This window comes from Actinotalea sp. JY-7885, from assembly GCF_014525465.1.
Taxonomy (GTDB): domain Bacteria; phylum Actinomycetota; class Actinomycetes; order Actinomycetales; family Cellulomonadaceae; genus Actinotalea.
In genome coordinates this window covers 1-11,053 of the sequence record NZ_JACEXH010000112.1, presented here as the reverse complement: position 1 = coordinate 11,053, position 11,053 = coordinate 1, and the positions used below count along the sequence as shown (strand labels likewise).

The following is an 11,053-nucleotide window of genomic DNA, read 5'->3' as shown; positions in this document are numbered from 1 at the left end:
GCCCGCGCGCCGCCAGCGCCGGGGCGTCGCCGGGGCCCGCCGCGCGCGCGGCCCAGTACCGGACGTGCTTCGCCCGGCCCTCCGGCGTCCGGTAGTGCAGCGCGGGCAGGGGCACGCCCAGGACGACGGGGGTGCCCGTCTCCTCCGCCACCTCCCGGGCCGCCGCCGAGGGCACCGCCTCGCCCGGATGGAGCTTGCCCTTGGGCCAGGACCAGTCGCGATAGCGGGGGCGGTGGACGAGCGCGACCTCGAGGCGCGCCCGGTGCTCGCGCCACACGACGGCCCCGGCCGCGTGGATGGTCCCCAGCGGCGCGGCCGCGCGGCCGTCGATCGCGAGCGTCACCGGTCGCGCGCGAGCCGGCGTCGCTGGCGGGCGATGAGGCTCTCCTGCAGGTCGCGCAGGGGCGCACCGTCGGGTCCGCGGCTGTGGCGCTCCCACGTGTTGTCGGGGCCCAGGTGCCAGGACGCCGTCGTGTCGGCCATGGACGCGTCGATGAGCTCGATCAGCTCGCGGACGTGGGCCGGGTCCGCGAGCCGCACCAGGGTCTCGACGCGGCGGTCGAGGTTGCGGTGCATGAGGTCCGCCGAGCCGATGAACACCTCGGGCTCCTCGCCGCCGTTGGCGAACGCGAAGACCCGGGCGTGCTCGAGGAAGCGCCCCAGGATCGAGCGCACCCGGATGGTCTCGCTCAGTCCGGGCACCCCCGGGCGCACGGCGCAGATGCCCCGCACGACGAGGTCGATCGGTACCCCCGCGCGCGAGGCGCGGTAGAGCGCGTCGATGGTGGTCTCGTCCACGACGGAGTTGACCTTCATCTTGATCCACGCGGGACGACCCTCGCGGTGCGCCTGCCGCTCCTTCTCGATGCGCTCGACGAGCCCGGAGCGCACCGAGCGCGGCGCCACGAGCAGGCGCTGGAACTTGGCCTTGGGCGCGTACCCGGAGAGCTGGTTGAACAGGCGCGTGAGGTCCTGGCCGACCTCCTGGTCCGCGGTGAGCAGGCCGAGGTCCTCGTACAGGCGGGCGGTCTTCGGGTTGTAGTTGCCCGTGCCGACGTGGCAGTAGCGGCGCAGGCCGTCGTTCTCCTGGCGCACGACCAGCGAGAGCTTGCAGTGCGTCTTGAGCCCGACGATCCCGTAGACGACGTGCACGCCGGCCTGCTCGAGCTTGCGCGCCCAGGAGATGTTGGCCTGCTCGTCGAAGCGCGCCTTGATCTCGACGAGGGCGAGCACCTGCTTGCCCGCCTCGGCGGCGTCGATGAGCGAGTCGACGATGGGCGAGTCCCCGGAGGTGCGGTAGAGCGTCTGCTTGATCGCGAGGACCTTGGGGTCGGCGGCGGCCTGCGCGAGGAAGGCCTGGACCGACGTCGCGAACGAGTCGTAGGGGTGGTGCAGCAGGATGTCCCGTGCCCGGATCGCGGCGAAGATGTCGGTCGGCTTGGAGCTCTCGACCTCCGCCAGGTGCCGGTGCGTCCCGCCGACGAAGCGGGGGTAGTGCAGGTCGCCGCGGTCGAGGTCCGCGATGAGGTTGAGCCCGGTGAGGTCGAGCGGCGCGGGCAGCTCGTAGACCTCGGACGGGTCGACGCCCAGCTCCCGGACGAGGAGCTGGCGCACGCGGGGGGCGATGTCCTCGGCGACCTCGAGGCGCACGGGCGGGCCGAAGCGCCGGCGCAGCAGCTCCTTCTCCATCGCCTGGAGGATGTTCTCGGCGTCGTCCTCCTCGACCTCGACGTCCTCGTTGCGGGTCACGCGGAAGGTGTGGTGCTCGACGATCTCCATGCCCGGGAAGAGCGACTCGAGGTGCTGCGCGATGACGTCCTCGAGCGGGACGAACGACGTCGGGCCCTTCTCGGGGTCGGCCGTCTGCGTGCTCGGCGCGCTCGGGCGGCCGCGGGCGTCCACCGCGATGAACCGGGGGAGCAGCGGCGGGACCTTGACGCGCGCGAAGTGCTCCTTGCCCGTGGTCGGGTTGACCACCACGACGGCGAGGTTGAGCGAGAGCCCCGAGATGTAGGGGAACGGGTGCGCGGGGTCGACGGCGAGCGGCGTGAGCACCGGGAAGATCTGCTTGCGGAAGTACTTGTGCAGGCGCTCCTGCTCCGCCTCGCCGAGCTCGTCCCAGTGCACGAGCGCGATGCCCTCGGCGTCGAGGGCGGGCTGCACCGAGCGGGCGAACACCTCGGAGTGGCGCTCCATCAGCTCCTGCGCGCGGGCGTCGATCGCCTCGAGCACCTGGCGCGGGGACAGGCCCGACGCGGCCGTGACGGCCATCCCGGTCGCGATGCGGCGCTTGAGCCCGGCGACGCGCACCATGAAGAACTCGTCGAGGTTCGACGCGAAGATCGCCAGGTAGCGGACCCGCTCGAGCAGGGGCAGCGACTCGTCCTCGGCGAGCTCCAGCACGCGCTGGTTGAAGGCCAGCCACGACAGCTCGCGGTCCCCGAACCGGTCCTCCGGCAGCGCGTCGCCCGGGGCGGACCCCGGCTCGTCCAGGATCTCGGCGAGGTCCGGCTGCGGCGGCGCCTCGATCGGGCTCTCCACCAACGCGTCGGCCTCCCGGTCCAGGCGGGCCTCACCGGGCTCGTCGACGTCGGGAGCCAGGTCGTCCGGACCGTCCGTGGCCAGGTCGTCCGTCCGTGCGTCGGTGGTCATGCCGTCAATCGTCCCACCGGACCGTGCGCCGTGGGAGGTCACGGCGCGTCCGCGTACTGCACGTCGGCGCGCACCGTCTCGAACCCCGCGCGCCGGTACGTCCGGACCGCCGCCTCGTCGCCCGCGGAGACGTAGAGCACCACGCGTCGCAGGCCGCGCGCGCCGAGGTGCGCGAGCGTGCGGGCCGTGAGGAGCCGGCCGAGCCCCCGACCCTGGGCGTCCGGGTCGACGCCGAGCACGTACAGCTCGCCCTCGTCGCTCCCGGGCTCGACCTTCATCCAGACGGAGGCCACGACGACCCCGTCGCGCTCGGCGAGGAGCAGGTCGGCGGGGTCGAACCACGGCTCGGCCTCCCGGGCGTCCAGGTCCGCGCGCGTCATGCGCCCCTGCTCCGGGTGCCGCGCGAAGGCGCGGGCGTTGACGCGCAGCCACGCGTCCTCGTCCCGCCCGACGACGAACGGCCGCACCGTGACACCGGGCGCCACCATGGCGTCCGAGGGCAGGGCGCCCTCGTCCGCGGGCAGGTCGCGCGCCATCTGCCACAGCTCCCGCACGACGGCGAGCCCGGCGCGGGCCGCGAGCGCCCGCGCGGCGGGCAGGTTCCCGTGGGCCCACACCGGTGGCGTTCCGGCGGGCGAGCCGTCGCGCACGGCGGCGAGGAGGGCGGTGCCCAGGCCCCGCCCGCGGTGGTCCGGGTGGACGACCAGCTCGGCGCTCGTCGCGCCGCCGCCCGGGCCGTCGTGGCGCACGGCCGCGTAGCCGACGACGGTGGGCGCCTCGCCCGCCGCCTCGCCCGACGTGTCGCCCGCTGGATCGCCCGAAGCGTGGCCGGATACGGCGAGCACGTGCCGCGCGGGCGAGGGCCCGGCCAGGTCGAGCAGGGTCTGCTCGCCGAGGGCCTCGATGCCGTCGTGCGCCTGGGCCGCCGCGGCGAGCGCGCGCACCGCCGCGGCGTCGCCGGCGTCCAGCTGCGTGTGGGGAGGGACGGTCCGCAGGTGGTGGTCGGCGCTCATGCCCCATCCCATCACGGCACGCGCGGCACGGGACGACGACGGCGGCGGCCTCAGCCGCCGCCGTCGCGCAGTCGTCGTCCGGGGTGCGGTCGGGTCAGTCCGCGCTCGCCGCCGCCGGCGTCGCCAGCCCGGCGCTGATGAGGTCCATCACCGAGGAGTCGGCGAGGGTCGTGACGTCCCCGACCTTGCGGTGCTCGGCCACGTCGCGCAGCAGGCGCCGCATGATCTTGCCCGAGCGCGTCTTCGGCAGCTCGGTGACCACGAGGATCGTTCGCGGCTTCGCGATGGGGCCGATCTCCTTCGCGACGTGGGCCCGCAGCGTCGCCGCCACGTCCGCGCCCTCGCCGGGCTCGTCCACCTTGGCGAGGTGCTCGGCGCGGAGGATGACGAACGCGACCACGGCCTGCCCGGTGGTCTCGTCGCTCGCGCCGACGACGGCCGCCTCGGCGACCATCGGGTGCGAGACCAGGGCGGACTCGATCTCGGTCGTGCTGAGGCGGTGGCCCGAGATGTTCATGACGTCGTCCACGCGGCCGAGGAGCCAGATGTCGCCGTCGGCGTCCTTCTTGGCGCCGTCGCCCGCGAAGTAGATGCCCGGGAACCGCGACCAGTAGGTGTCGACGAAGCGCTGGTGGTCGCCCCAGATGCCGCGGAGCATGGCCGGCCACGGCTCGGTGAGGACGAGGTAGCCGCCCGAGCCGTTCGGCACCGGGTGGGCCTCCTCGTCGACGACGTCGGCGCCGATCCCGGGCAGCGGCGTCTGCGCCGAGCCGGGCTTGGCCGCCGTGACGCCTGGCAGGGGCGAGATCATGATCGCCCCGGTCTCGGTCTGCCACCACGTGTCGACCACGGGGGTGCGGTCCCCGCCGATGACCCGGCGGTACCACATCCACGCCTCCGGGTTGATGGGCTCGCCCACCGACCCGAGCAGGCGCAGCGAGGACAGGTCGTGGCCCGCCGGGATGTCCTCGCCCCACTTCATGCAGGTGCGGATCGCCGTCGGCGCCGTGTAGAGGATGGTCACGCCGTACTTGGCGACGATCTCCCACCAGCGGCCCTTGTGGGGCGTGTCCGGCGTGCCCTCGTACATGACCTGCGTCGCGCCGTTGACCAGGGGGCCGTAGACGACGTACGAGTGCCCGGTGACCCAGCCGACGTCGGCCGTGCACCAGTAGACGTCCGTCTCCGGCTTGAGGTCGAAGACGTTCAGGTGCGTGTAGGCGGCCTGGGTGAGGTAGCCGCCCGTGGTGTGGAAGATGCCCTTCGGCTTCCCGGTCGTGCCGGACGTGTAGAGGATGAACAGCGGGTGCTCGGCGTCGACCGCGACGGGCTCGTGCGTGTCGGAGGCCGCCTCCAGCGCCTCGTGCCACCAGACGTCGCGGCCCTGCGTCCACGCCACGTCCTGGCCGGTGCGGCGCACGACCAGCACGTGCTGGATCGTCGTCGCGGCGCCGTTCGCGCCCGGGGTCAGCGCCTCGTCGACCGCGGGCTTGAGCGCGGCGGCGGCGCCCCGGCGGTAGCCGCCGTCGGCCGTGATGACGAGCGTGGCCTCCGCGTCGGCGATGCGGGAGCGCAGCGCCTCGGCGGAGAAGCCGCCGAAGACGACCGAGTGGATGGCGCCGATGCGCGCGCAGGCGAGCATCGCGATCGCGGCCTCGGGGATCATCGGCAGGTAGATCGCCACGCGGTCCCCGGTGCCCACGCCGAGCGCCTGCATGGCGTTGGCGGCGCGCGAGACCTCGCGCTGCAGGTCGGCGTAGGTGAGGGTGCGCGTGTCGCCCGGCTCGCCCTCGAAGTGCAGCGCGACGCGGTCGCCGTGGCCGGCCTCGACGTGCCGGTCGACGGCGTTGTAGCAGGCGTTGAGGCGGCCGTCGCCGAACCAGCGGGCGACGGGTGCCTGCGACCAGTCGAGGACCTCGGTGAACTCCTGGTCCCAGGTCAGCAGGGTGCGCGCCTGCTCGGCCCAGAAGCCGAGGCGGTCGGACGCGGCACGGTCGTAGACCTCGGGGCGGGCGTTCGCCTGCGCGGCGAACTCGGGGGTGGGTGGGAAGCTCCGGCTCTCGGCGAGCAGGTTCTCGAGCGGTGACGACGAGTTCTCGTGGGTCACTGTTCCTCCGGACGCAGCGTCAGTGGTGCGTCACCGGCTGAGCCGGTGTCGACTCGGATGGTAGAGCAGAGCCCCGGCCGCCGCCGGGAGAAGTCCTCAGGCGGTCCCGTCGGCGGCGGCTGCCCGCTGCTCGGCCCGCGCGGCGTCCGCACGCACCGCCTCGGCGCGTGCGGCGTCGGCCAGGGCGACGCGCTCCGCCCAGCGTCGTCCGATCCGGCGTGCGCGTCCGATCGCGATGCCCGCGGCCGTGAGGAGCGTGCCGGTGACGAGCAGGTGGCCGCTCAAGGCGTTGTCGGTGAGCTGCTCGAGCACGGCGGGGAGCACGCGGTCCCCGAGGAGCTCGTCGACCCACTCCTCCATCCGCACCGGCACGATCAGGTAGGCGAGGCCGAGGCCGACGCCCCACACGGCTCCGCCGACCAGCGGCACGGCCGGCGACCACGTGCCGAGCAGCACGATGACCGCGAGCAGCACCACACCGAGCGCGAGCAGCGTGATGCCGAGCGCGTCGCCCACCGGGTCGCCGCTGACGGCGGCGTCGCTCAGGCGAGCGGTCCCGATCCCGCTGAGCAGGAGTGCCACGGGCGTCAGCACCAGGCCGAGGAGCGTGCCCAGCAGGTGCCGGCCGACGCCGGGCCGCGACGGCCGCTCGGGCAGGTCGTGGTGGTCGGCGGGTGCCGGGTCCGCCCCGCGCCGCCGCGTCCGGCTGTGTCCGGACGCGCTCGCGTCCGCGGCCGCCGTCCCCGCTGATGCCGCCGCCGCGGCACCGGACGTCCCGGCCGCGCCGGTGACGGCCGGGGCGTTCGTGCCCGTGTGGGTCGTCGGCGTGCCACCCGCCGCGGCACCGCTGTCAGCGGCGCCGCCGCCCGTAGAAGGTGCGCCGGCGCCCGTGGCGGCAGCGCCCTCGGCTGAGGCTGCGCCGCTCGTCGTGGATCCGCCGTCGGCGTCCGGCGTGCGCGCCGCGCGTCCCTGCGCGCCGATCACCGGCGGGTACGGGCGTGCCGCCGCGTGCTGGCCGGTGGTCGGGTCCGCAGGGGTCGAGGGCGGTCCGCCCGGCTCGAGCTGCCCGATGACGGGGCCGTCGTCGATGGGGCGACCGGTGACGCTCACGGCCTCCGCGCCGGCCGACGGCTGCGCGTCGGTCCCCGTCCGGTCCGGTCCGTTCGGGTCCCCGGCGCTGCGCGCGTCGGTGCCCACGGGATCGGCAGCCGGCGTCGTGTCGGGTGCGGCACCCTCGTCGGGCTCTCGGCTCGGGAGGGAGGGCATGGTCGGCTCCTGTCGGTGCTGGCGGTTCCCCGTCCGGTTGCGACTCGGATCGCGAGGACGGGGACATGGGGGTCTCGCCTCAACGTAGCGCCGGGGCATCTGGCCCGCTCGCGGGCCGGACTCCGCCTGCCCCTGCGTCGGCCACCACCCGCGGCCCTGCTGCGCGTCTGCCCCGCGGTGGAGCTGCGCGGTATCGAGGCGCGACCACTGACACGGCCCCGCCGAGCCCGTCGGGCCCTGTGGAGGGAGCGCGCGCGGGGGAGTGCGGGTCAGACGTCGACGGTGCGCCGCGCGGCCACCGGGGCCGTGCCGTCGGTCGCCACCACCGCGCCGCCCTCGGGCACGTCACCGGCAGCCGCCACGCGGCGGGCCGACCCCGCGACCACGTACGCGGCGCCGACGAGCACCGCGCCGCCGACGAGGTTCCCGAGGCCCACGACGAGCATGTTGCGGCCCATCTCGGCCCACCCGGTCTCGGGCAGCCCGCCGATGATGCCGAGACCGAAGCTGGTCATGTTGGCGACCACGTGCTCGAACCCCGACGTGATGAACGCGAGCAGGCACCAGAAGATCAGCGCGAGCCGCGCGCCCTCGGACTTCAGCCGCGCCCCGCCCCAGATCGCCAGGCACACGAGCATGTTGCAGAGCACGGCGCGCCAGAACAGCTGCCCGGTCGTCGCCTCGGCCTTGTGCTCCAGCAGGGAGGCGAGCATCTCCCCGGCCGGCGTCCCCGGCGCGAGGACGCCCGACTGGTGCACCATCGCGGCGAACACGAACGCGCCCAGCAGGTTGCCCACGAAGCTCAGGCCCAGCGTCGCCGCGGCCCGTCCCCACGTGACGGCGCGCCCCAGGGCGCCCTGCGTGAGGGTCATCATGTTCGACGTCGCGAGCTCGCCGCCGGCGGTCACCACGAGGGTGAGGGCCACCCCGAACACGAGGCCCTGCACGAGCGGCGCCCAGGGTGACTCGGCGGCGCGCAGCGGTCCGGCCGCGGTGAGCATGAGGACGACGGCGACGCCGATGAAGGCGCCGCCGAGCATGGCCTGGACCAGGTACGCCGCCAGGTTGCGGGTGCTGCGCACCTTCGCTGCGGCGGTCGCCTGCTGCGCCACCAGGGCGTCCGGGATCGTGAGCACCCGTCGATCGTGCCGCAGGCACGCCGCCAGGACATGGGACGAAAGCCCGCGCCGCGCGTCGGGCACCGGAATGATCACCGCACCCCGACGGTTGCCAGCGACGTGAGCCGACTCTTCACCCCCCTGACCCTGCGCGGCACGACGTTCCGCAACCGTGCCTGGCTGGCCCCGATGTGCCAGTACTCCGCGATCGACGGCGTCCCCGGGGACTGGCACCTCGTCCACCTCGGCGCGCGGGCCTCGGGCGGGTTCGGGCTCGTCATCGCCGAGGCGACCGCCGTCGTCCCGGAGGGGCGGATCACGCCGCAGGACACCGGGATCTGGGACGAGACCCAGACCCAGGCCTGGTCGCGCATCGTCCGCTTCGTGCACGAGCGCGGGGCGCGCGCCGGGATCCAGCTCGCGCACGCCGGGCGCAAGGCGTCCACGTACCGCCCGTGGTCGCCGCGCCGGGGCACCGTGCCGGGAGCCGACGGCGGCTGGGCCACCGTCGGGCCGTCCGACGTCGCCTTCGACGGCCTCGACGCGCCGACCGCGCTCACCACCGAGGCCCTGGCCGACGTCGTCACGGCGTTCGCCGCGGCCGCCGAGCGCTCGCTGCGCGCGGGCTTCGACGTCGTCGAGGTGCACGCCGCGCACGGCTACCTGCTGCACGCGTTCCTCTCGCCGCTCTCGAACCGGCGCACGGACGCCTACGGCGGCCCGCTGGAGAACCGGTCGCGCCTCCTGCGCGAGGTCGTCACCGCGGTGCGCGCGGTCTGGCCGCAGGACCGGCCCCTGTTCGTGCGCGTGTCCGCCACGGACTGGACGGACGGCGGTCTGACCCCCGACGAGGTCACGGCGGTCTGCGCGGAGCTCGCCGGGCTCGGCGTGGACCTGGTCGACGTCTCGTCCGGCGGCAACGTCGTCGCTCCGGTCCCCGTCGGCCCCGGGTACCAGGTCCCGCTCGCCCGCCGGGTCCGCGCGGGCGCGGGCGTGCCGGTCGCGGCGGTCGGCCTCATCACCTCGGCCGCGCAGGCCGAGAGCATCCTGGTCGACGGCGCCGCCGACGCGGTCCTGCTCGGGCGCGAGGCGCTGCGCGACCCCATGTGGCCGCTGCGGGCCGCGCACGAGCTGGGCGTGCCCGTCGCCTCGCTCGATCTGGACGCGGTGCCCGACGACGCCGTCGTGCCGGCGCCGTGGCAGCCGCAGTACGAGCGGGGCGCGTGGGCCTAGCGCTCGGCGGCGCGCCCCGTCAGGCGTGCGAGGCCGTCGCGCGCGCGGCCTCCTCCACCGCGGCCGCGACGCGGGTGGTCACCTCCGGGTTGAAGACGCTCGGCACGATGTAGGTCGGGTTGAGCTCCTCGGGCGCGACGACGGCGGCCAGGGCCCGCGCCGCGGCCAGCAGGAGGTCCTCGGTGATGCGGTGCGACTGCGCGTCGAGGAGCCCGCGGAACACCCCGGGGAACGCGAGCACGTTGTTGATCTGGTTCGCGAAGTCCGAGCGTCCGGTCCCCACGATGGCCGCGTGCTGGGCGGCGTCGTCCGGGTCCACCTCGGGGCGCGGGTTGGCCATCGCGAACACGATCGAGCGCTCGGCCATGGTCGCGATGTCGTCCCCGGTGAGGATGTCGGGCGCCGAGAGCCCGATGAACACGTCCGCGCCGACCAGCGCGTCGCGGAGGGTGCCGGTGGCGCCGCGCGGGTTCGTCCGCTCGGCGGTCCACTCGAGCGACTCGTGCAGGTCCGGACGCGCCGCGTGGACCACCCCCTCCACGTCGCACACGACGACGTCGCGCGCGCCCGCCGCGAGCAGGAGCTTGAGCACCGCCGTACCCGCCGCGCCCGCGCCGGACATGACGATCCGCACCGTGGCCAGGTCCTTGCCCACGACCGTGAGCGCGTTGGTCAGGGCGGCGAGCGCGACGATCGCGGTGCCGTGCTGGTCGTCGTGGAAGACGGGGATGTCGAGGCGCTCCCGCAGCCGCCGCTCGACCTCGAAGCAGCGCGGCGCGGAGATGTCCTCGAGGTTGATGCCGGCGAACACGGGCGCGATCGCGCACACGGTCTCGACGATCTGGTCGACGTCGGTCGTGTCGAGCGCGATGGGGAACGCGTCGATGTCGCCGAAGCGCTTGAACAGCGCGGCCTTGCCCTCCATGACCGGCAGCGCGGCGAGCGGCCCGATGTCGCCGAGGCCGAGCACCGCGGTGCCGTCGGTGACCACCGCGATGGTGTTGCGCTTGATCGTCAGGTTGCGGGCGTCGGCCGGACGCGCGGCGATCGCCTCGCACACCCGCGCGACGCCGGGCGTGTAGACCATCGACAGGTCGTCGCGGTTGCGAATGGGCACCTTCGACTCGATCGACAGCTTGCCGCCCAGGTGCATGAGGAACGTCCGGTCGCTCACCCGCTCCACGACGACGCCCGTGAGCCCGCGCAGCGCCGTCACGATGTCGGCGGCGTGCTCCTCGCCCCGTGTCGCGCACGTGACGTCGACGCTGATCCGCTCGTGGCCCGACGCCGTCACGTCCAGCGCGGTGACGATCCCCCCGGAGTGCTCGATCGACGTCGTCAGCTCGCTGACGGCCGTCGGGCGGGCCTCGACCTGCAGGCGGACGGTGATGGAGCTGGACACGCTCGGCGTTGAGGTCACGGGGTCATCGTGGCACCGGTCACCGGCCGCGCCACCTACGCTGGCCCGCGTGCCGGACCATCCCCTCGAGCCGCTCGTCGCGCTCGACGGCGTGACGCAGGCCGTGGCCGAGGCCCGGGCGGCGTGCGAGGAGCTGCGCTGGCACCGCGGGCTGCGCCGCCAGTGGCTCGTCGCCCGCACCGAGTCGGGCGTCCGCTCCGCCCACGCCGGCCTGGCCGCCGACGGCGTCCGCGTGCCGCTCGAC

Annotated in this window: 8 protein-coding genes and 1 pseudogene; 2 read left to right on the top strand and 7 right to left on the bottom strand. The window is 74.9% G+C overall.

The window, feature by feature from the left end:
- From IDM29_RS11090 to IDM29_RS11065, 6 genes are all read right to left on the bottom strand, one after another.
- On the bottom strand, nt 1–343 hold a 343-nt coding region (locus IDM29_RS11090), incomplete at its 3' end, for an NUDIX domain-containing protein (RefSeq protein WP_309232719.1).
- Nucleotides 340–2,652 (bottom strand): RNA degradosome polyphosphate kinase, encoded by a 2,313-nt coding sequence (locus tag IDM29_RS11085; protein WP_255491730.1) that lies wholly within the window; start codon nt 2,650–2,652, stop codon nt 340–342. The genes IDM29_RS11085 and IDM29_RS11090, both read right to left, overlap by 4 nt.
- Nucleotides 2,653–2,690: 38 nt before the next feature.
- Entirely contained in the window at nt 2,691–3,665 is a 975-nt protein-coding gene (mshD, locus tag IDM29_RS11080; RefSeq protein ID WP_182112949.1) for a mycothiol synthase, read from the bottom strand.
- 94 nt (nt 3,666–3,759) lie between these two features.
- Entirely contained in the window at nt 3,760–5,772 is a 2,013-nt protein-coding gene (gene acs, locus IDM29_RS11075) for an acetate--CoA ligase (protein ID WP_182112950.1), read from the bottom strand.
- A gap of 96 nt (nt 5,773–5,868) precedes the next feature.
- Complete coding sequence (locus IDM29_RS11070; RefSeq protein WP_182112951.1) at nt 5,869–7,038, bottom strand: hypothetical protein; 1,170 nt, start codon at nt 7,036–7,038, stop codon at nt 5,869–5,871.
- Between the two features lie 269 nt (nt 7,039–7,307).
- A complete protein-coding gene (locus tag IDM29_RS11065; RefSeq protein ID WP_182112952.1) occupies nt 7,308–8,174 on the bottom strand; it encodes a formate/nitrite transporter family protein in 867 nt (288 codons plus the stop codon).
- Nucleotides 8,175–8,276: 102 nt separating this feature from the next.
- On the opposite strand from IDM29_RS11065, the gene IDM29_RS11060 reads away from it, so the two are divergent.
- On the top strand, nt 8,277–9,389 hold the full coding sequence (locus IDM29_RS11060; RefSeq protein WP_220458008.1) for an NADH:flavin oxidoreductase/NADH oxidase: 1,113 nt from the start codon (nt 8,277–8,279) through the stop codon (nt 9,387–9,389).
- Between the two features lie 19 nt (nt 9,390–9,408).
- Here IDM29_RS11060 and IDM29_RS11055 read toward each other — a convergent pair whose 3' ends face one another.
- Entirely contained in the window at nt 9,409–10,809 is a 1,401-nt protein-coding gene (locus tag IDM29_RS11055; RefSeq protein ID WP_182112953.1) for an NAD-dependent malic enzyme, read from the bottom strand.
- A gap of 49 nt (nt 10,810–10,858) precedes the next feature.
- Between IDM29_RS11055 and IDM29_RS11050 the strand changes: the two are divergent.
- A pseudogene (locus IDM29_RS11050) lies at nt 10,859–11,053 on the top strand (cell filamentation protein Fic); the annotation flags it as partial.